Below are 20538 nucleotides of genomic sequence, written 5' to 3' on the forward strand. Positions count from 1 at the left end.
TGTCAAGGTAGTAATAATGTTTCAATCCTTGTTTTCTTGGAACTGGCGCTCGAACAGCGGCCGATTTTCGTCCTTTTCCCTGTTTCTGGGTGTCAAACCGGCCTTTTCTCACCCACCCTCTGGCATGAGAGGAATTTATTGGATCCCTTATAAATTCATTCCTGCCAGGGGTCTTAAGGCCCATGCTTCGATCCGCCGCTAAATAACAGATGAGCCGTTTCTACCTCAACCTCGCCACCGTACCAAACCCTCTGGAGACAGACTTTCCCAGACCCAAAAGCTCCGGGATCTCGAAGTTGGTGGTGAACTCGCCCCAGATCCCCGTCACCTTCTTGTCTTTCAGCTGGCAGACCTCCTCCGTAATCTCTCCGAACTCCAGCCGTATATGCTCTTTGGCGACGTAGCCGAGACCCTTGGAAGCGGAGAGGATGTTACCCACCAGGATACTCCGGAGGAGGTCTCGCCTCTCCTCCCGAGAAGCCCTTCGATATTTATCGTAGTTCTTCTGGTTGAGGGCGAGCCAGGGGGTCGCAAACCGATAGCTCTGGATCTTTTGAGAGCAGCCGAACTCCTCGCTTCTGAGGATCACGCCCCGCTCCATGATGGAGTAGGTGGACTCCCCCAGCTTTATCTCGTCGAACTTGTCGTATACCTCCTTCAGGACCTCCGCCCCCTCGTTGATCCCCAGGATGAGGGGGCCTTCCTCCAGCATCTTGTACTGGATGAGGGGGTATCGATAGATCAGCTTGTCCGTTACGTGCTGGTGGAGGAGGGCGTATTCGTTGAAGCTGGTGGCGAAGAAGCCGCGGAGCTTCGCCCCGTCGCCGCGCATAGGGGCGTCCGAGTGGAGGGTCAGGCGGAGGATTTTGAAGATCATGGAATTCACCCTTTTCAGAATATAAGCGAGCCTTCGCCGGCTTTTTCGCGCTTGAAGCCCGTCTCCATGTCATAATAGTTAGGCAATTCATTAAATGAAACGTATCCGATATTGGAACCATCAACGATTAATGAATGCCCAAAGTTCTCCGGAACGGAAATAAGATACTCGCTGAATTTCTTCTTGATCTTCAGATATTTTTTCGTCCGTTCTAAATGGTTTTTCTCGGATTGCAGATCCTGGTATTGTTTCCAGATTTTGGCAGCTTCGTCGTCAAGCTCTATAAAGACATCCACCTTGGGGTAGTCTTCCTCTATGAGCTTAAAGTTCTGGCTTAGATCCTTAAATGCTAATCCGGCAATATAGCCAAGGTTATCCTTTGAATCCTTATCTCCCATCCCTCGTTTAACAGATTTAAAATATTGGTTATTTAGGTCTAGGAATTCTGATTCTTTGATCGGCTCTTTAGTGGGCTTAAAAATATCCAGAGTCTTGCTGATCAAGAAAGGATCATAGATATATTTATAAAATTCTTTTCTATCATCTTTCAAAATGAAAATCAATACTGTGCCCTTTTCGTCTTTGGCGGAGTTTCTGTTGCATCTTCCCGCCACCTGATTTATCGAATCCAGGGGCGCGAAATCTCTGTAAACAATATCGGCATCTATGTCCACGCCAGCTTCGATGAGCTGCGTGCTGACAATGACCTTTCTAATTCTCTGAGCACTCTTTTCTCTGATCTTATCGATTCGCTCAAGCCTCATCTTGGGAATCACATTCGTAGAAAGGAAGAATTTATCAGTGTTCTCAAGCTCCAGCTTTTGGACGAACCTGTAAACATCTTGGGCTGAGCCAATGGTATTTAGAACGATCAAACAATCCTTTCTCAGATTTTCTCTTAGATTGTTTTCCAGCAAAGCCTTGAATTCATCGATGTTGAGCGTTTTATCAATTCTTGGAAATAGCTGAATTCTATCCAAGCCCCGGAAGTATTCCTCTTTTCTTTGCGCTAGCTCTTTGATCTCTCCTTCCGCCTCATCAAAAATAAGCGGTTGGGTCGCAGTGATGAAAACCACATAGCTATTGAACTTCTCGCACAGCAGATTCAGTGAATCATGTATCAGCTGCCAGTACTGGTGAGGTACAGCTTGCACTTCATCCAGAATTATTATTGAATTGACCAGCTTGTTGAACTTGCGAAGCTGCTTATTCCTGTTGGAAAAAAGAGTGTTAAATAGCTGCCAGAAGGTGGTTACGATTATCTCCGAGTTCCAGCCCTCAAGGAGCAGCAGGCTTTTATCGACATCATATTCGTTCTCGGCGGTCTTGTATTCTACATCTGCCAGGTGGTGATGCTTTAGAAGAAGCCTCGAATCTTTGAGCTTCCCTTCATTGGCCAGGACTTCCTCAAAGACTTTGTAATTTTGATCGATAATGCTTAGAAATGGCAGCGAATAGATTATTCTGGGCTTGATTTCTCGCTCATTTTCCAATCGCTCTCTTAGCTTCAAGGATAAGGAGAGTGCAGCCAGCGTCTTGCCAGTGCCTGTGGGGACATTCAGGGATAGGATTCGCTCGTCGAGGTTCCAAGCTTTGATACTCTCGATGGCATCTTCATAAATCTGATTCCGAAGATCATTGATGTTGCTTTTATTGGACGAAAACCCTTTGGCATCTCGATATTCGTCCACCAGCTTTGATGAAAGGTCCAGGCGTTCCAGATGGATGCCATCTAGCCCTGCGTTGGTCTTGTCAGCATCTAAGAGGGCGGAATAAAGAAACTGAGAGATAAAATATGGATAAATGTTACTTTTTTCACTTAAGCGTCTAACAAAGCGCTTCTCTTTTCTGCCAATTTCTTTTGGAGATTCTTTTAAAATATAATTAATAATATTACTTAAATCGAATTCTAAATTGATATTCCCCTTGTGTAGAAGCAATGCCAAAATCTCGCCGATTTCTGCCCTGCCAATGGAATCTATGGAATTTATTTGTTCTTCTGCTACCTTCAATATTTTTTCTTTATCAGCATCGAAATCCTTTATCTCATCCATGGCGTTTAGAAGATTTCCATGATGCCTTTTCACGGCCAGGAAAGATAAAATGGGCAGATAATCGACTAATCCACCATTACGCCTTGCATTCCTCAAATACTCCTTGATTACTGCATAAGTAAAAAATGCAGAAAGCAGACCATGATGAGTGGTATCCCTTGACTTGAGGGATTTTTTCTTCGCCTCATCCTTTTCATCGATGTATTTCTGGAAAAATCCAGTTGCCTTCCCCAAATCGTGTGTGATTCCAATTAGGTATGCTGCATCTTCCAAGAGGTCGGCATCATCTATGTTCAAGGATCTATCTGCAATGGTTTTCCTGCTCAACTCTCCCACACGCTGTAGATGATCCACCAGGCGTTTATCCGGATGGGATTTCAGCTTAAAGGAATAAGATTCGCTCACTACTTCCGCCATTCTCCAGCTCCCATAACTCGCTAGCCTTTGCTCGAATGCTCTCTCCGTTGCGCTCAAAAAGAATCTCTCGATAATCAGTTACCTCTCTTGCTTCACCCATCTCGCAGGGCATTATTTCAGAGAAGTACTCTTTGCCCTCCTCGAATTCCGTCTCCCGGATGTACCTCCCAGGTACAACGCTGTCGATTTCCTGAATCTCTTCACCGGCAGCCGTTCGCTCATATTCACCTAAGTACTCAAAATTACAGATTAGCTCGCTCAGCCCAAGACAAGGCGTATAAATCGATTGGTGACTCGAAAGCATCTCTTTGACTTTTTCATAAAATTCATTATCCGAATGCGAGAAATAAATCCTGTACTTCGGATCTTTCACAAACTCAAACCTGATCTGCGTCCGATTCTTGATCAAGTGCATCTTTAAGGCGGTCTTGGTATCGATCAGGTTTTCGCCTATCCTCACCTTTTTTACGGGATCCATAATCCTGCAGCCTATCATTGCAGTATCTCTAAAGAACCAGCTAAAATAATCCGACTTATCAAGTCCAGCAATCGCTCCAATCAGTCCTGAGAGTGCGGTGCGGGGCGGAAATGAGTAGGTGAGGGGCGAGCTAGTAGAGTAGTTCTTCCTGAAGTGGGCATAGTCTCCCCACACATCGAATACTATTACTCTCTCCGGCATACCGGGCCTCAGAACGTGATCGACTTCACAGCAATGCCTGTAGCCGCTGTCAGTCCATCAATCGAAAAATCTGCGCCGTCTTTGCAGAAAATCAACCTTTCATCTGTGCAAATTTCGATGTCCTTGATGGAACCCATTTCCGCGGCTAATTTCTTGATCAGACCAGATATGTCAATTTTAAAATCCTCTGTCCCTCGAATGTTTTCGTGTGGTATCTCTGTGGTCAGCTTGAGCATCTTATCCAGATCGCCGATATGATAGTTTTCTTTGCTGTAATTAACTTTGAGCAGCATTCTCGGAACCTGTCCCGCCTTGGTCCTGGATATCAGGCTCTTGGTTCCGTTCCAGGTTCCTTCCAGCAAGAGCTTGAGATCGTCTTCGGTGAGGTGAGTATGCTTGGCAGCGTTCTCATTTATGATTCCGTAAAAGAGAATAAGCGAATACGGCAATATGTCCTCTTCGCGGAAAGTCTCTTTCTTTGAACCCTCTTTCGAAGCGAAGGCTCCCGTTCCTCTGATATGCTTCATGGCAACGCGGTGAAGCGATCTGCCCATCTTGAACTGAACTGGTCCGGTGAAGGTTATAGAATCCTTTTTGAGGGGAATCACTCCTCCGAAGAGGCGGATATCGATGCATTCGCTGAGAATTCTCTGGTCATCGTTGCCAAAATTGGCTGCTCTCATCTTTCCATCCTGAACATGTCCCGCTTCGTCATAAACGACTTCTTTCACGAAGATTTCCTTGCCCTTGAAGTTGTGAAGATAATCTCTGATTGTTCGCTTCAGCCTCACATCGGTTACAATATTCACTCCCGTCTCTTCATCAATCCTGGGCTTATTCTCATCCAGAGGATCTCCGTTCGGATTTCCGTCTCTGATATCGTAGATAAAGAGAATCTCGGATCTGTCCTTTACTTCCTCGCTCATCTTTACGTCTCCTCACCTATCTGTTGTTCATCTTCTTTCTCGTTCTTGAATAACTTCTGCATGTCCATTCCCAGAACAAAGTAAAAACTCAGCTCATCATCCGTCTCTTTCCAGTTGACTCCAGCTAAAATGAAATGTTGGGCAATAATTGATTCCAGGTCTCGGTAGTAATTCTTTCCGTATTCTTCCAGCTTATTTTGGATTTCAGGAAGAAGCTTTTTGACAAGTGCTTCGTTCATTTTCAAGCCATGCAGCTTGGTGCGGAATGGCGTGGCGTTTTTATCCCTCCACTGGATATTGAGAAGCTTTTGGGCGAGCAATCCTTCCAAGAATGTCGCTTTCTTGGCATCGCTTGTAAAGAACGGTTTATTAGCCTCGAAGAATTTCTCGACCTTCTGTCCCATTGGAAGACCTTCGAGATTCTCGAACGATTTCAGTCCACCCTTTTCATCCATTTCGTTAATATCCTCCTTATAATTTCTAAAAATATTAAGCTCCTCTAGATAGTGCAACAGCAGGAAGCCGTTCAGTGTAACAATTTTAGTTTGATGGCCTTTGAAGAACTCTTCTCTTATACGCCTCATTATGAAATTTATTACTAGATAGTAATTAATTGGATCTCCCACAAAGGTCTTGTTCACGATCTCAAGAAAGATCTTGTCGAAGGTCCTGTTCGTTGACTCTTGCGGGAAAAATCTCCTCACGACCCCGAAATTGAATTCGAGATGAATTTTTTCGCGCTGAGCTTCGCTTAAAAGAAGATCATTGTAGACCTTGAATCTATTGTCTATGTTCTCTTTTGCTTTGAAAAGAATCCTCAAACGAGATGGCAGAACCCCCTCGATGAGGAGGAGAATCCTGTAGGATGCCTGATCTTTCTTATAAAATATGAGGCTGTTGCTGATGAAATCCTTCATTTCCTGGACTAAATCAAAAATCTCGCCTTCGTCTGCTATTATGTTCTTTCTCACTTCGCCTGATAAGTTCTGCTTTCTTTTTTGATCCTTTCCGCCTAAAATGCGTAAAATGTCCTGAAAATCGCCGCCTAAGGCCAGCTTCGGCACAAGCAAGTATCTAAAGCCACAAAAGCTGAAGTTTAGTCTCTCCTCAATGTACTTCTTGCCCAGCTCTAGGCGGATGGCACAGTCAAAGCAGACGGGCGTATCCTTCCAGGACTCGGAGACCTCAAAACCTCCGGCGATGAAGCCAGGTTTGTCGAAGGTGTGGAACGCCCAAGGAATTGCAAATCCGTAGACCTCTTTTTTTCTCTCTTTGCAGACGGAACATAAAGCGTCCTTTCCCAATGAAGTCCCCTGCGATTTTTTAGTTATATACCTGTCTTTGCCCTTAAGCAACAAGATGTTCCTAAAGACTGGGATATCTCTTAGATATTTAATCTCACCATTATTCTTAATGCCCAATGTTATAATGGCATATTCATCTGCTTTCTTAAGAGATAATTTATCTTTGAGTTCCGCCAATATCGTTTCAGATTTGTCGCTTATGGCCATACTCATTCTTTTAAGTTCTTCTGTGTCCTTTTCAGATAATTCATAATCATCACATTTATCGAACCACCTAAGAAACTTATTTTTGAATGTTCTATCTATTTCTGTTATTCTGCTTGTAGGCGTCGCATCTGTTGCCGCAGAGTATCCCCTCTTGTAGAGGTAGTTTTCAAAATCCTTGAATTCTTGGTGTTCCACATGGCTGAATGAGTAATCCCCATTCTGATCATTCAATACTACAATTAATACAAAGTTATATTTATTGTTGCTATTTGGATTTTCTATAAATGTGTCGAGAAGGTCTTCGCCACCATTGACTTGTTGGACATATTCCCCAATCTTGCTTACAGCCTCAATCACTCAAATCACCATCTTCAAACACATATATTCCTATACGTGCAGTCCACACACCTGGCCTTCTGCTTCGTTCCCTCGGGGTAATATCCCCTCTGAATTATCATAAGTATCTCGCGCACCATCTGGCGCGCTTTCATATAATCTTTATCCCTGATTTTTATCTCCTCCACATGATGATTGCTCCTGGTGTAGCATACAAAGCCCCTATTGACATCGACGCCGTAATGCTCCATGATGAGGAGGCCGTAAAGGGCCGCCTGATACTTATGCGTCCTGTAAACCGTATTCTTCCACTCCGCGAACTTGTAATCCATCGGTGCGGCAGTCTCATCCTCCAGGAAGAGGACCTCGTCTACCTCTCCCTTGAAGTGGTACTTTCGCGAGGTGAGATAGACCGAGATCTCCTTTCTCGTGCAGTTGAGCCTCTTCCTCACGTAATCCCGGTTGACCTTCTCGCGGCTCTCGTGCAGCTCTCTGCCCTTTAGAACCTTGTAGCGTCGCTCTTCTCTTTGGGCGATGCCCAGGCAGTGCATGAAGAATATGAACCGAGGGCAGAAGAGGTACTCCAGGGCATCGGAGACGGTGATGAAAACCTCCTCCCCTTCCTCCATCTCTTCCTCGACTGGCGAAATCTCGGCCTCTGACTCTGTCTTCATCCTCTCCTCAGAATATCTTGGTGATGGTCATCCCGCTCACAAGCTCCTGGTCGAAGCCCTCTCCTATCAGCTTGATCTTCTCGAAGCAGCCCTCGCACATGGGAAAGACGTAGACCGAGTCCGACTCCTCGATGATCGCCTCGCACTCCAGGGCCAGGGAGTCGGCCTCGTTACGGTTGAGATCCCCCAGAAATGCGCTCTTCTGTACCCGGAAGAGGCCGTAGTTCTTGCAGATCTTCGCCACCCGGCTGCGAATTCGATCATCGGTTATATCGTAGATAGTCCATACCAGCATCATAAACCCCGATTTACTGATTTACTGATTTACTCGATGTCTTCTCATTCGTCTTCAGCTTCCAGAGCGTCTCGATCGAAGTCCTCCGGCAGCTCGGTCCCGGGACGGATGAGGGAGTTGGCGATCCTGTGGCACTCCATCTGAATGGTGTTCCTCCTCTTCACGTTCCGCCCCCGGTAGAGGATAGGCTCCTCCAGGGCTCCGTTCACCCCCCCGATCAGGGCCGCCTTCCCGTCCTTGGAGAGGCCGACCCCCTGCTCCAGCGGCTCGAAGAACTCGTCTTTTATCATCCTCCGGGTGAAGAGGTGGACGACGGCCTCATCTATGTAGGTCCGGAAGATCTCTATGATGTCGAAGACCAGGGACTTCTTGTTGTAAGAGTCGGTATGCAGAAATCCCACATAGGGGTCCAGCCCCGCTATTATGCAGCCCTTCTCCACCAGCGAGTAGAGGACTCCGTACCCGTAGTTGAGCATGGCGTTGAACTCGTCTCTGGCGGGATTTCTGCTCCTTCCAGGAAAGCGATAACGTTCGGGCATTATCGATGAGATGGCGCCGAAGTAGGCCCTGGAGGCCATCCCCTCCAACCCGAGCATCTCCTGACGCCTTCCTTCTACTGTGCCCCGCAGCCGCTTCATCTGCTCTCGGGAGCGCTCGATCTCCTGGATGTAGCCGTCCAGATCGTCGCTCTTTTCAGGTCTCGGCTTCTTCAATCGGGTCAGCAGAGCTATCTGATTATCAAACTTCTTTAAGCCCCACTCTTTGGCCAGGTTCAGTCCATCGGCGGCGTCATATATCTCCAGCTGCCTCCTTCGGATCAGGGTTGTGCTACCAAGCTTAGGATGCCAGACCCTTCCGTAAGGGTCCCCGTGGGCGTCGAGAAAAACGATGTCAATGTTGTTATCTACTGCCATCTTGATGGCGTCTGTGGTGATATATGCAGCTGTAGTGATCAAGACGCTATTTATTTTATTTGTAGCCACCTCAAAGCTCTTATCGTCCTTCTTTACTAAAAAACAGTTTCCTCTTTTTCTTAAATACGAGCCATATGTATTGATTACAAGCTGCATTTTATTTATCACAACCGCAATATCCAAGTAATACATTAAAATTTAAGCGTTTTGGTCTGGGCACCACAAAATATTCTCATCTTAAAATCCAATTTAAGATGAATGATAAACTAATTATATCTAAAAGATATTTGAGCATCTATGGAAATCGTACTCCTCGATCGGTTCGCCACATTGTAGCAGAAGTATCTCCCAGAGGCAAAGCCTCCCATAACCCTGGAGTTTCGGAAGGGTTCCAGCGACGTGCAGAAGGCCCCCACCACCTCATCCCGGCCCCTCCTCTCCAGATCTTGCAAGATCCCTGATGGAGAGGCCCTTCTTCCCTCCCGCCGGGATCTCGACGAAGGCGGCCCCAGGCTCCGCCCCCGGGTCGGGGAGATAGGGGCTCTCGCTGGTGCCTGGATTCGTCTCGAATACTCCGGGCGGCCTCTCGCCAGAGGGGCCGATCGCCGCCCCCTCCTCACTCCCCAGCGATGAGGCGGCCCGAGAGCATCTGGTTCCCTTTTATAGGGCCGTCACCTCCATCTCGGAGAGGCCATCGCCAGCCCCCTATCTGTTGGCCGCCATGTGCACGAGGCCGATGGTGGCCACCTTTCCTGTGGGGTAGGTGGCGGTCTCATTGCCGGAGAGGAACGCGTTCATGCTTATCGTATAGGCAGGGTTTGTGGCATAGCCCGCCGCACTCTTGGTGAAGAGGCCCCCCTCGAAGATGCTCGAATCTGTTCCGGAGAGGGCGAGAACCTGCCTGGTGTTGGTGAGGGGCACGATCTCAATGGCCAAGTTCTCGGTTCTGTTCACCTCGGATACGTTGTTCACCTCGACAGGAGGAGCGGTTATATCCTCCTCTGCTCCAGACGTCATGCCGAACGCAGCAAGAAGCATGCTTACCGCCGCAATCCGCGCAATCCAACTCTTCATCTTATCACCTCGCTTATAGGTTCGATTCTTCCCCTGGCCTTGCCGGGAGTCCTTCCCGTTGAGAGCCGACGACTCGAATCTTCGTCATCTCCCCCCTTGCAAGTGAACAGGGTCACGATCTGCTAAGTTTTTTGTGGTCGAGGATCGTCGTCCTCCTTTCCCCTCTTTCCCCCGTCCCTCCTCCCTCTTCCCCCCTCCCCTCAGAACAGGATCCCGCAGTTGTAGGGCACCAGCACCTCCGACCCCTCCTCGACTATGAGGTGGGGATACTCCCTCTCCACGACCATGGACCTCTTGAGAAAGCCGCCCCAATCGGTGAAGACGACCGCCTCGACCTTCACCAGATCCCTGCTCATGGAGACGACTGGAGCGAGGTCGAACTCCTCCAAGTCCGCCAGAAGGGGTTCGACGGTGGCGTCGTCCGCGCCGAGCCTCGCCCGGGCCTCCTCGCGGTCCGAGACGATCCGATCGTCGTTGTAGGCCGCATGCCAGAACTGATAGAACTGCTCCCCCTGGATGCGGAGGAGGGCGAGCTGGAAGAACCCCTCCGGCGTCCCGTCCGTCTCGACGAACCTGAGGTAGTAGTCCTCCCTATCCGCCTCCTCGGCGGAGGCCCCGGCGGCGAGGTACTCCGAGTAGTTCCTGTAGGGGGGCGCTACATTCTTCCTCGCATAGAGGACCGGAGCGCCTCCTATCCCAGCGTAATGGTAGACGTAGTCGAGGACGTATCCGCGCTGCGGGGAGATCCGGTCGAGGACGTCGAAGTAGAGGTTTGCGTCGAAGTCGCCTTCGGCCTTTTCGGCGTCTTCTTCTGCCAGATGGTCGGGGAAGCCCAGGGGCTCCTGGAGCGCCTCGAAATCTGCTACGACCTCTTTAGAGTAAGATGGAGGGATCGTCGTCACCAGAAGCCACGACGGCTCCGCGATCGCCACGTCTTCATCTGCCATCTCGCCCTGGGAGCTGGAAGGCTGGAGGGATATGGCGAGGATGGAGAGGAAGAGAAAGATCTGCACGAGGGATTTATGGATCATCATATATCATACCGCCCCGAAATTTTTTGGGTGCCTTTTGAGATACTCTCTTGAGCCGATCTAGTCAGTCTTCTAGTCGGTCTATTACTATTCATATTATTTAATGGTATTTCGCCCCGGATCACCGGGAGGATACGGCGTCGAATATAAAGCCATGATAATCCATCGCAAAAGGTGATATGATGGATCGCAAGATGACCGGCCTGAACCTGGCCGCCTCCCTGAACCTGACCGCCACGATCTGGGAAGAGGATGGCGCCTACGTCTCGCGATCTCCCGAGCTGGGGGTAGCAAGCTGGGGCGGGACGCCCGCGGAGGCGCTTCAAAACCTGAAAAAGGCGGTGGATCTGTACCTGGAGAATGCTGAGGATCTGGGCATCATCGACCCCGGAGCCCATCGACTTCTCAATCGGTCCGCGACCTTCGGCCGATCTTGACCTTTTCAAAAGAGATATATCCCCTGGGCTCGTTTAAGTCACGAACGGCCAGCAGGTGATGCCATTGACCGATGACACCCCAAAGATGCATCCAGATCGCCCCTCCCTCGACGATATCGTCAGGGCTCTGAGGGAGATGGTGCCATATCTCGCTGGGCGCTACGGCGTGAAGCATTTGGGCGTCTTCGGCTCTTATGCCAGGGGCGAGGCGGACGATAGAAGCGACCTTGATATCCTCGTAGAGTTTGAACGTGTACCCCCTACCCACTGGGAGCTCATCGCCCTCGAAAGAGAGCTTGGAGATAAGCTGGGAGTCAAGGTGGATCTGGTGATGAAAAAGAGCCTAAAACCCGGAATCGGAGAGGCTATCCTGAAGGAAGTGGTCGCCGTTTGAGGGCGGGTTCATAGCCACCTTTAACTTGACCGGGTCGATCAATCGGTATATAAGTACATATAAGCGATAGTCTGCCAGAACATGGAGATCGAGAAATGAAGAAGGTAAGTCTGACCGCCACGATATGGGAAGAGGAAGGTGCCTACGTCTCAAAATGTCCCGAGCTGGAGGTCGCAAGTTTTGGAAGTACACCAGAAGAGGCGCTTCAAAACCTGAAAGAAGCTGTAGAGCTATACCTGGAGAATGCTGAGGAGCTGGGCCTCATGGAAGATGTTGAGGCGGCCATTTCCTCCCCTCACAAATTTACCTCGATGATCGAGGTAACCACATGAGAAAGCTGCCCTTGGTCTCCTCAGACGACGTGGTAAAAGTCCTCAAAAAAGAGGGTTTCGAAGACGCTCCGAAGCGCGGCAAGGGCAGCCACACTGCATTTTACAAGATAGATGAGACTGGCCATAAACTTCTGGTCATCGTGCCTAAGAGCAAAAGGCTGCCAAGAGGTACGCTGATGGCCATCCTAAAACAGGCCGACTTATCCAAAGAGCGCTTCATCGAACTTTTAAAATAAAAATAGGATGAAACCGAAGTCCCGGAGCTCCCCTCACCCCAGGATCTCATGCAGCTTGAAGAGATGCGGCCCGAGCTTCCCCTCGAAGTTCCCGGCCGAGATCTTGACCACCCCGGGGACCTTGCAGGCGGCGTTGATCCCGGCCCGCATCGACCTCTCGATCGCCTCCCGATCGACCCCGTTGATCACCACCTCGTAGGAGGCCCGGATCTCGGGTGGGAGGATGCATACCCCCTCGTCTTTGAGGGTGGGGCAGAACCTCTCGTTCGTCGAGGCCTTCAGGAACTTGTAGCGGCTTCCCACCTTGGAGCCGCTGGCGACGACCCCTCCGGGGAAGGGGGTGATCGTCCCCTCCTGCTCGCGGATGGCGTCGACGGCCGCCTCCGCGGCCATCAGGGCGCTGGCCTGGTTTTGGGCCATGATGAAGAAGTTTCCTCCGGCGATCCCGTCGGCGGCTCCTATTTTTTCTTCGACGATGAAGTCGCCGGACATCACCGGGATGCTGCAGACCCCCCGCTCGCAGTAGGCCATATCCTTCTGAAAGCCGTCTCCGAAGAACTTCAGCTTCGCCCCCGTATCAAACTGCTTCTCCGCCTGGGGAAGGCCGTTGAAGACCGCTGTGGTGGGAGCGGTGAGGACGCACTGCCCGATCCTCGAGAGGAGCGAGTTTTCCAGGTTCTTGAAGCTCATGTTGCAGATCTGGATGTAGACGCCGGGCCTGCCGTCCGGGGTCTCGTCTCTTCTTGCCATCCGCTCGATCCCGGCCTCTGCCGGGCACATGATCACAGAGGTCCCAAAGCCGGTCGCCTCCCGCGCCGCCACCAGGGCCCACCGCTCGGTGATCGCCGTAATCAGAACCCGCGCCACCTTTATCGGAAAGCCCTCTGCAAAGGTCTCCTCAATCTCTACGCCGTTTATCTCCATCCCTTCCACTCCTCAAAATCAGCAATTTTATAGTTCACTGGGCCCCGGATTGCGGACCGCGAACTCAAAGCCCCCCTCTGTCTCGAAGGCCGCCGCCGAGCAGACCGGCCGCTCGAAGACCAGGCCATGGGCCGCCCTCGCGATCTCCCCGGAGCTCTCGCCCGCGACTCCAGCGGCCTCAAACTCCGTCTTCTCGTAGGTGGCGACCAGGAAAGCTCCTCCCTCGGAGAGGTCGAACTCCTTGGTCCTGATCTCGCCTCTCTTTGCGATCCCCAGCCACCCCCGCTCCCCCACCACCACCCCGGCGATCCGGGGGGTGTCCAGCTCGTCCCTCTCGTAGCCAAAGGCGGTGAGGCTGAGGGCGATGGCCTCCAGGGGCCTCGTCCCGTCCCCGACCTTCTCTGCGATCATATCGGTCTGGGTCCCGTTGGCGACCACCGCCCCCCCTCCGGCCAGACGGATGCAGTTGTAGGCGATGTAGGGGTTCTTCTCCAGGTCCTTCGGGTCCACGGGCGATACCAGTACGGAGTCGCCCCTCACCTGAGCCCGTCGGTTGGGAAAGGAGCGGGACGAGACCCGGTACCCAACCCAGGAGCGGCCCCTCGTCCTGCCTATGATCACAATCCTTCCAACGTACATTCTTCTCTCTCCAAAAAAGGTCCCAGGCGAGAGGGCCAGAAGGCCCCCTCCGCCCCTTCAGTCTTCTAGAAGTCCGAACTTCTCGGCGTTGGCGTCGGCCATCGCCTGGAGCTGGGCTATCACCTCGGCTCCGCCCTCAACCTTGAAGAGGTGTTTGTACCTCCCCTGGGTCTTGAGGTAATCCTCGACCGGCCTCTTTCTCCGGACCTTCTTGACCCCCACCAGGACGCCGTCGACGTACTCGATCAAAGGCAACAGACACGTCTCGACGACCAGCCTCGCCTGCTCGATGGTGTCCCCGGCCTCGAAGCTCCAGCCGGTGATGCAGGGTGCGTTGATCTGGATGTAGGCGGGCCCGTCGGCCTCTAACGATCTCTTCACCTTCCGCCGAAGATCGGCAGGGTAGGCGATCGATGCCGTGGCCACGTAGGGGGCCCGGTGGGCGACGGCTATGGCGGGCATGTCCTTTTTGGGCCGCGGGTTTCCGAGGCTGAGCTTTCCCGTCGGCGTCGTGGTGGTCTTGGCGCAGAAGGGGGTCGACCCGCTCCTCTGGACCCCGGTGTTCATGTAGGCCTCGTTGTCGTAGCAGATGTAGGTGATCCGGTGGCCCCGGTCGAACATCCCCGAGATGGCCCCCATCCCGATGTCGAAGGTGGCCCCGTCCCCTCCGATGGCCAGGACGTTTATGTCGGTCTTTCCGAACCTCTTGAGGGCGATCTCCACCCCTGAGGCGACGGCCGCGGCGTTCTCGAAGAGGGAGTGGATCCAGGGGACCCTCCAGGAGCTCTCCGGGAAGGGGGTCGAGGTGACCTCAAGACACCCCGTGGGCGAGGCGACTATGGTGTTGGGCCCCGCGGCGTCCAGGATCAGCTTTATCGCCGTGGGCATTCCACATCCTGCGCAGGCCCTGTGGCCGGGTGCAAACAAACTCTCTTGCATGATAATCCTCCTAGAGACACTCTGGCTTGACGTCGAAGATCTCAAACTCCGACTCGATCCCGGCGTCCGACACCCTCGACGCCTGCTCGACGATCGCTCTTATCTGCTTGACCCCGATATCCCGTCCGCCAAGGCCCACCGCAAATCCGATGATCGGCGTCCGGATGGAGCTGTTGTAGAAGGCCCCCTTCAGGTCGGTGAGGAGGGCGCTCTCGTATCCCATGGAAACGTCCTTCTCGATTGATGCGATGACGTTTGCGTCCTTCAGCGCCCTCTTCAGTTCCTCGCCGGGGAAGGGCCGGTAGCTTCTGATCTTGACCAGGCCGACCTTTACGCCCTCCTTCCTCAGCTCGTCGATCGCCTCCTTGACCGTCCCCACGATCGAGCCCATGGTGACCAGGGCAATCTCAGCGTCGTCCATGGCGTAGGTGTCTATGAGGCCGCCGTAACCCCGGCCGAAGACCTCCTCAAACTCCCGGGAGACCTCGGTGATCTTCTTTCTCGCCCTCTCCATCGCCTGATACTGGAGATACTTGAACTCGGTGAACCAGCTGGGGTCGGCGAAGGCCCCAAAGGTCTTGGGGTTCTCCGGGTCCAGGACGTACTCCGGCTCGAAGGGCGGCAGAAACTCCCTGACCATCTCCTCGTCCAGAAAGTCCACCGGCTCGTAGACGTGGGTGAGGATGAACCCGTCCATGCAGGCCATGGAGGGGGTGAGGATCTCGGGATCCTCCGAGATCTTGAAGAGCATGGGCGTGAGGTCGATCGCCTCCTGGACGTTCTCGGCGAAGATCTGAATCCAGCCGGCGTCCCTGGTGCCCAGGGAGTCCTGCTGGTCGTTCCAGATGCTGAGGGGGGCGCTGAGGGACCTGTTCACCGTCGTCATGACGATGGGAAGCCTCATCCCCGATACGTTGTAGAGAACCTCGAACATCAGGGCGAGGCCCTGGGAAGTCGTCGAGGTATAGGTCCTCGCCCCCACAGCGCTCGCCCCGACGAGGGAGGAGATGGATGAGAACTCCGAGTCGACGTTGATGTACTCGCAGTCGAGCTTCCCGTCGGCCACGAACTCTGAGAGGTGCTCAACTATGTGGGTCTGGGGCGTGATCGGATAGACCGATACAACGTCGGGAGAGCAGCACCGCACGGCGTCGGCTATGGCATAGGATCCTTCCACCACTTTCCTCATCTACTTCTCCTCCAGGACCATGGTGATCGCTCCCCGCGGGCACTCGTGGGCGCAGACGCTGCATCCCTTGCAATAGTCCAGATCCGGGACGAAGTTCCCCTCGATCTGGTGAATGCAGCTCTCGGGACAGTAGATCTCGCAGAGGCTGCACTTGATGCACTTGTCGTGATCGAAGACGGGCACGAAGGTTCTCCAGGCACCGGTCTTGGTGATCTCGGTGCTGCCCGGCTCCACCACCATCTTTACTTCGCATTTGCTCATCGGCTAACCCCCTCGTAAGCGGTCTTTATGGCGTTCAGGTTCTTCTCTCCCAGGGCGCCGGAAAACCTGCCCAAGATGGCCTCATTTACGCTCTCCAGGCTCACCTCTCCTGTAGCACCGCAGAAGGCGCCGAGCATGGTGGTGTTGACGATGGGCCTTCCCAGCTTCTCGAGGGCGATCTTGGTGGCGTCGATGGTGACGATCTCCGCCTTCGTCTTCAGCTTCAGGTCTTTGGCATCCCTATCGGTATTGATTATTATCTTACCCTCCGGCTTGAGGCCGCTCGCCACGTCGACGACGTCGAGCAGGGTGACGTCCTGAACTATGACGTAATCTGGCTCGTATATCTGGCTCCTGATCCGGATCGGCTGGTCTGCAATCCGGGCAAAAGCCATGACTGGAGCGCCTCTCCGCTCCACACCAAAGGCAGGGAAGGCCTGGGAGTACTTCTTATCTTCAAAAGCCGCAATAGCTATCAACTCAGCAGCAGTAACAGCTCCCTGGCCACCCCGGCCGTGAAATCGAATCTCCTTCAACCGGCTGACCTCCTCATCGGCGTGAGGCCCCTACAGGATATAGCCTTTTCGGAGATGGTGGCATCGGCGGTGCATCACCACATTTTTATATCGGACGCACGCCTAAGGCAAAGAGTTTCGCATGAAGGACGACGCTGAAGAGGATAAGGGCAGGGAAGAGGCCAATAGCCAGAGCGAGCTGATCTTCGCGGTCAAGGCGGCCCAGCAGAGCCTCCCCGAGGGCGTGAGCCCTCAGATGGGGGAGATCCTCGCCTTCATCGAGGGGATGGCACCCTTCCTGAAGAAGGATACCCTGATCCAGATTAAGTGCTCCAGCTGCGACAACTACGCTCCCTCCTTCTTCTCCGGGGAGGACGAGTTAGGCGTCGTAGAGCCGCGGGCCTACTGTCACGCCAAAAAGCAGCCTCTCCACCACCTCAACCTCTTCACCATAGCCAAGTGCCCGGAGCATTCGAAAGATGCCCAGAAGAGGCTTTTGGAGCTGGCGGAGTCGTTGGTGGTGGAGGACCTCCGGCCGGCCCTCGCCGACAAGAAGCTCTACGATCGAAACGCCTTCGCCAGCTACGATATCGACTACAGGATAATCCCGGAGAGGAGCATGGCCTGCATAGAGTTCGGCCATGATGACGACGGCGACTTCGTGGAGAGCGGGATCAAGATCTGCATATTGAGAAGGCTGGACCCCGGCTTCGGCGAGGACGCCGCCAAGATCAAGGCGGCGCACAAGTACGGCCGACCCGTCATGGTGGTGATCGCCGCCCGCCAGATAAGGCGGCAGATGGGGATCGACGAGGTTCTCGAGGGCATAGCCGAGAAGAGAGAGATGGATATAGTCTATCTCTGATCTCGCTTTTGGCTCCGATCACAAGTACTAAATAACGAATTGAAGGATGTTTATTGCAATGGTAGATTGTATAGTGCCCGATACCAGTGTGGTGATCGATGGCAGAGTTTCAGCCAAGGTCGCCTCCGGCGAGTATCGTGGCAAACGAGTTGTAGTTCCCGAAGCGGTGGTGGCGGAGCTGGAGGCCCAGGCCAACCACGGCCGCGAGACGGGGATCAAAGGGCTTGAAGAGCTGAGACGCCTCTCGGGACTGGCAAAGTCCGGCGAGATCGAGCTGGAATACGTGGGTGTGAGACCAGATCTGGACCAGATAAAGCTCGCGGGAGGCGGCGAGATCGACGCCATGATCAGGGACGTGGCCCTGGACATCGGGGCCTTCTTCCTCACCAGCGACTCGATACAGTCCAGAGTGGCCGAGGCGATGGGCATTGAGGTCGAGTACGTCCGACCCCAGAGAGACCAGATCAAACCGATCAGCCTGGAGAAGTACTTCACCCCCGACACCCTCTCCGTTCACCTCAAGGAGAGCGCCCTTCCCATGGCCAAGAGGGGGAAGGTCGGGGAGTTCAGCCTGACCAAGATCGGCAGCAGAAACCTGAGCGAGAGGGACCTCCGCGAGATGGTGAGGGAGATCTTCGAGAGGGTCAAGTCCGACCCGAACGCCCACATCGAGATGGAAAAGATCGGGGCGGCTGTGGTCCAGCTCGGTCCCATGAGGATCGCCATCGCTCGGCCCCCCTTCTCCGACGGCCTCGAGATCACGGCGGTCAGGCCCGTCGCCAAAGTCGACCTCGAGGACTATAGGCACAGCGACGAGCTGAAGGCGAGGCTGAAAGAGGCCCATCGGGGGATAATGATCGCAGGCCCTCCGGGATCGGGGAAGTCCACCTTCGCAGCAGGGATCGCAAAGTACCTGCAGAATTGCGACTACGTCGTCAAGACCCTGGAGGCTCCAAGAGACCTCCAGGTCCCGCCGGAGATCACCCAGTACGGCCCCCTGGAGGGGAGCATGGAGGCCTCGGCCGACATACTCCTTCTGGTGAGGCCCGACTACACCATCTACGATGAGGTCAGAAAGACGAACGACTTCCAGGTCTTCGCCGACCTGAGGATGGCTGGGGTCGGGATGATCGGGGTGGTCCACGCCAATAAGCCCATCGACGCCCTGCAGAGGCTGATCGGAAGGGTGGACCTGGGGATGATTCCCCAGGTGATCGACACCATCGTATTCATCGAGAAAGGAGAGGTCTCAAAAGTCATGGATGTGGAGTTCATGGTCAAGGTGCCGTCGGGGATGACCGAGGCAGACCTGTCCCGACCCGTCATCGTCGTCAAGGACTTCGAGACCGGAAAGGCCGAGTACGAGCTCTACACCTACGGCGAGGAGATCGTAATCATGCCCATCTCCCCGGAGGGAAAGAAGCCCGCCTCCTGGGATCTCGCCTCCCGCCAGGTCGAAAAGGAGATGGCAAGCCATCTGAAGGGCCCCTTCGAGGTGGAGATGATCAGCGACTCCTCGGCGGTGGTGAAGGTCCAGGAGAACGAGGCGGCGAGGATCATAGGAAAGTCGGGAAAGAGGATCGAGCAGATCGAGAAGGCTCTTGGCATCCACATAGACATCCAGACCTTCGACGAACGGGAAGAGGCTCTCAGCCCCCACATCGAGGACACCGGCCGCCACCTGGCGATCTGGGTCGGCGGAAAGCCCGGCGAGAGGGTGGAGATCTTCGTCGGAAAGGAGCCGATATTCACCGCCACCGTAGGCCGGAGGGGCGACATCAGGATGGTGAAGTCCTCAGACCTTGCCAAACAGATCATGCTTAGGCTGAAGCACGGCGAGAAGCTGGAGGCCCGGAAGGTCCGGGACTGAAGGCCTCATCGTACTCTTCCTTTTTCATCACTTTTTTCTTCAGATCCCCAGGGTCAGCCTGAGGGTATTTCTCAGCGCCGGGGCGAGGCCCAGGGTGAGGAGGGCGAGCTTGGTCAGGTTCTTGAGGGTGGGGTCATCCCGGAGGGCGTCGTCGATCAGGGCCAGGATGGGGACCAGGATCAGAAGCTTGAGGGGGTACATCACCAGGGCCGTCCCGGCGAGCTCGATCAGGAAGGTGGGGAGGACGTGCTTCTCGGTGTAGCCGAACCAGTCCACCCCCACGAAGGTGGAGCTGGCGTCCAGCAGGTGAGCGTAGAGGATCAGAAGGTTGAGCCGATCCGATAGGAACCGGAGCTTCAGCCGGGAAGCGGCCGCCACCGCCGCCAGAGTCGCGGCCGATCCGAGGGAGAATATCGCCACCGGAGCAGAGAGGCTCTCGGTCCCCTGGGTGGAGAGGACGAGGAGGTTGGCCCCTGTCCAGAGGAGGCCGACGAGGGCGTAGCCCGAAAGGTACCTCTCCTTCAGAGCCCCTCGGCAGAGTATCAGGCTGGCCAAGGTCACGGCGGCGACCAGGAAGTATATGAAAGGGGTTATCAGCAGGTACTTTGCGGGAGCTGCCACCAGATCTGCATCCTCCACGACCCGCAGGCTCGCCCCCGCCAGGATGTAGGGCACAGTGCAGAAGACGAGCCTCTCGTCGAGCCTGACCTCGAGCCTCCGAAAGAGCCCGATGATCAACAGAAGCATACCGCCCAGGATCAGGGCCCAGGTGACGGTGTTCACCGGGTTGTAGCCCGAATCGCTGATGATGGGGTCTATGTAGTATTCGTATATCCAGGGGTGCAAAGGGCCCAGCTCCTCTCGGCCTTCTTCGGTGGCGGATTGGCTGAAGGTGGTGGCGCATGGTATGTATATTTAAGGATTCTCTGCCCTCGATATCGTCCCAGAATAATTTGGGGGAGAAGTACGGGGGGTGGATAGAAAGGGGTGGATGGGATGAAAGAGGTAGAACGATCACGTCTGCTGCCAGCACTTCTTCCTATCTGGGGTCACAAAGGCGCGGAAGATTTATATAGTGATGGCGGTGAAGGGAGTTCGTCCGTTTTCTGATTTTAATTCGAGGTATTTAGATGGTCGAGGTGTTCAAAG

The 20538-nt window shown here is 53.7% G+C and carries 24 protein-coding genes; 6 read left to right on the forward strand and 18 right to left on the reverse strand.

All coding sequences use genetic code 11. The features are described 5' to 3' along the window. The 11 genes from ACP5EL_RS02815 to ACP5EL_RS02865 form a co-directional block, all read right to left on the reverse strand. On the reverse strand, positions 1-184 hold a 184-nt coding region (locus tag ACP5EL_RS02815), incomplete at its 3' end, for a hypothetical protein (protein WP_428400926.1). 36 nt (positions 185-220) lie between these two features. Continuing rightward, positions 221-877, reverse strand: coding sequence for a CRISPR-associated endonuclease Cas6 (locus ACP5EL_RS02820; protein WP_428400927.1), 657 nt, complete (start codon positions 875-877; stop codon positions 221-223). Positions 878-891: 14 nt separating this feature from the next. After that, complete coding sequence (gene cas3, locus ACP5EL_RS02825; RefSeq protein ID WP_428400928.1) at positions 892-3348, reverse strand: CRISPR-associated helicase Cas3'; 2457 nt, start codon at positions 3346-3348, stop codon at positions 892-894. Beyond that, positions 3314-4027: a type I-B CRISPR-associated protein Cas5b gene (cas5b, locus tag ACP5EL_RS02830; RefSeq protein WP_428400929.1), complete on the reverse strand. Its 714-nt coding sequence runs from the start codon at positions 4025-4027 to the stop codon at positions 3314-3316. The genes cas3 and cas5b overlap by 35 nt, the downstream gene beginning before the upstream one ends. Before the next feature lie 8 nt (positions 4028-4035). Continuing rightward, positions 4036-4953: a type I-B CRISPR-associated protein Cas7/Csh2 gene (gene cas7b, locus ACP5EL_RS02835; RefSeq protein ID WP_428400930.1), complete on the reverse strand. Its 918-nt coding sequence runs from the start codon at positions 4951-4953 to the stop codon at positions 4036-4038. Positions 4954-4955: 2 nt separating this feature from the next. Further along, entirely contained in the window at positions 4956-6821 is a 1866-nt protein-coding gene (locus ACP5EL_RS02840; RefSeq protein ID WP_428400931.1) for a TIGR02556 family CRISPR-associated protein, read from the reverse strand. Between the two features lie 14 nt (positions 6822-6835). Continuing rightward, entirely contained in the window at positions 6836-7474 is a 639-nt protein-coding gene (gene cas4, locus ACP5EL_RS02845) for a CRISPR-associated protein Cas4 (protein ID WP_428400932.1), read from the reverse strand. Positions 7475-7481: 7 nt separating this feature from the next. Further along, positions 7482-7769, reverse strand: coding sequence for a CRISPR-associated endonuclease Cas2 (gene cas2 / locus ACP5EL_RS02850; RefSeq protein WP_428400955.1), 288 nt, complete (start codon positions 7767-7769; stop codon positions 7482-7484). A gap of 44 nt (positions 7770-7813) precedes the next feature. Next, complete coding sequence (gene cas1, locus ACP5EL_RS02855; protein WP_428400933.1) at positions 7814-8875, reverse strand: CRISPR-associated endonuclease Cas1; 1062 nt, start codon at positions 8873-8875, stop codon at positions 7814-7816. 513 nt (positions 8876-9388) lie between these two features. After that, positions 9389-9757 carry a hypothetical protein gene (locus ACP5EL_RS02860; protein ID WP_428400934.1) on the reverse strand — a complete coding sequence of 123 codons (369 nt, stop codon included), beginning with the start codon at positions 9755-9757 and terminating at the stop codon, positions 9389-9391. Positions 9758-9957: 200 nt separating this feature from the next. Then, positions 9958-10770: a hypothetical protein gene (locus ACP5EL_RS02865; protein ID WP_428400935.1), complete on the reverse strand. Its 813-nt coding sequence runs from the start codon at positions 10768-10770 to the stop codon at positions 9958-9960. Between the two features lie 197 nt (positions 10771-10967). Between ACP5EL_RS02865 and ACP5EL_RS02870 the strand changes: the two genes are divergently transcribed. From ACP5EL_RS02870 to ACP5EL_RS02885, 4 genes are all read left to right on the forward strand, one after another. Further along, the gene (locus ACP5EL_RS02870; protein ID WP_428400936.1) at positions 10968-11225 is read left to right on the forward strand and encodes a type II toxin-antitoxin system HicB family antitoxin; all 258 of its coding nucleotides are present in this window, start codon (positions 10968-10970) and stop codon (positions 11223-11225) included. Positions 11226-11283: 58 nt separating this feature from the next. Then, entirely contained in the window at positions 11284-11619 is a 336-nt protein-coding gene (locus tag ACP5EL_RS02875) for a nucleotidyltransferase family protein (protein WP_428400938.1), read from the forward strand. A 95-nt stretch (positions 11620-11714) separates the two neighbouring features. Continuing rightward, positions 11715-11951: a type II toxin-antitoxin system HicB family antitoxin gene (locus ACP5EL_RS02880; protein WP_316968206.1), complete on the forward strand. Its 237-nt coding sequence runs from the start codon at positions 11715-11717 to the stop codon at positions 11949-11951. Beyond that, entirely contained in the window at positions 11948-12187 is a 240-nt protein-coding gene (locus ACP5EL_RS02885; protein ID WP_428400939.1) for a type II toxin-antitoxin system HicA family toxin, read from the forward strand. Before ACP5EL_RS02880 ends, ACP5EL_RS02885 begins: the two co-directional genes overlap by 4 nt. A 33-nt stretch (positions 12188-12220) precedes the next feature. Here ACP5EL_RS02885 and fhcD read toward each other — a convergent pair whose 3' ends face one another. The 6 genes from fhcD to ACP5EL_RS02915 are packed head-to-tail and all read right to left on the reverse strand — an operon-like array spanning position 12221 to position 16675. After that, positions 12221-13111, reverse strand: a complete 891-nt coding sequence (fhcD, locus tag ACP5EL_RS02890) for a formylmethanofuran--tetrahydromethanopterin N-formyltransferase (RefSeq protein WP_428400940.1) — start codon at positions 13109-13111, stop codon at positions 12221-12223. Positions 13112-13138: 27 nt separating this feature from the next. Next, positions 13139-13750: an IMP cyclohydrolase gene (locus tag ACP5EL_RS02895; protein WP_428400941.1), complete on the reverse strand. Its 612-nt coding sequence runs from the start codon at positions 13748-13750 to the stop codon at positions 13139-13141. A 57-nt stretch (positions 13751-13807) separates the two neighbouring features. Continuing rightward, the gene (locus ACP5EL_RS02900) at positions 13808-14689 is read right to left on the reverse strand and encodes a thiamine pyrophosphate-dependent enzyme (protein ID WP_428400942.1); all 882 of its coding nucleotides are present in this window, start codon (positions 14687-14689) and stop codon (positions 13808-13810) included. Between the two features lie 10 nt (positions 14690-14699). Further along, entirely contained in the window at positions 14700-15878 is a 1179-nt protein-coding gene (gene porA, locus ACP5EL_RS02905) for a pyruvate synthase subunit PorA (protein ID WP_428400943.1), read from the reverse strand. Then, positions 15879-16139 (reverse strand): 4Fe-4S binding protein, encoded by a 261-nt coding sequence (locus ACP5EL_RS02910; RefSeq protein ID WP_428400944.1) that lies wholly within the window; start codon positions 16137-16139, stop codon positions 15879-15881. It abuts the gene before it with no gap. After that, positions 16136-16675 carry a pyruvate ferredoxin oxidoreductase subunit gamma gene (locus tag ACP5EL_RS02915; protein WP_428400945.1) on the reverse strand — a complete coding sequence of 180 codons (540 nt, stop codon included), beginning with the start codon at positions 16673-16675 and terminating at the stop codon, positions 16136-16138. The genes ACP5EL_RS02910 and ACP5EL_RS02915 overlap by 4 nt, the downstream gene beginning before the upstream one ends. A gap of 121 nt (positions 16676-16796) precedes the next feature. On the opposite strand from ACP5EL_RS02915, the gene ACP5EL_RS02920 reads away from it, so the two are divergent. Together ACP5EL_RS02920 and ACP5EL_RS02925 are read left to right on the forward strand one after the other, a co-directional pair. Continuing rightward, positions 16797-17519, forward strand: coding sequence for a hypothetical protein (locus ACP5EL_RS02920; protein WP_428400946.1), 723 nt, complete (start codon positions 16797-16799; stop codon positions 17517-17519). A 58-nt stretch (positions 17520-17577) separates the two neighbouring features. Then, a complete protein-coding gene (locus tag ACP5EL_RS02925; protein ID WP_428400947.1) occupies positions 17578-19389 on the forward strand; it encodes a PINc/VapC family ATPase in 1812 nt (603 codons plus the stop codon). Positions 19390-19428: 39 nt separating this feature from the next. Here ACP5EL_RS02925 and ACP5EL_RS02930 read toward each other — a convergent pair whose 3' ends face one another. Further along, on the reverse strand, positions 19429-20235 hold the full coding sequence (locus tag ACP5EL_RS02930) for a DUF63 family protein (RefSeq protein ID WP_428400948.1): 807 nt from the start codon (positions 20233-20235) through the stop codon (positions 19429-19431). Between the last annotated feature and the right edge of the window lie 303 nt (positions 20236-20538).

The organism is Methanocrinis sp., assembly GCF_049974945.1.
Lineage (GTDB): Archaea > Halobacteriota > Methanosarcinia > Methanotrichales > Methanotrichaceae > Methanocrinis.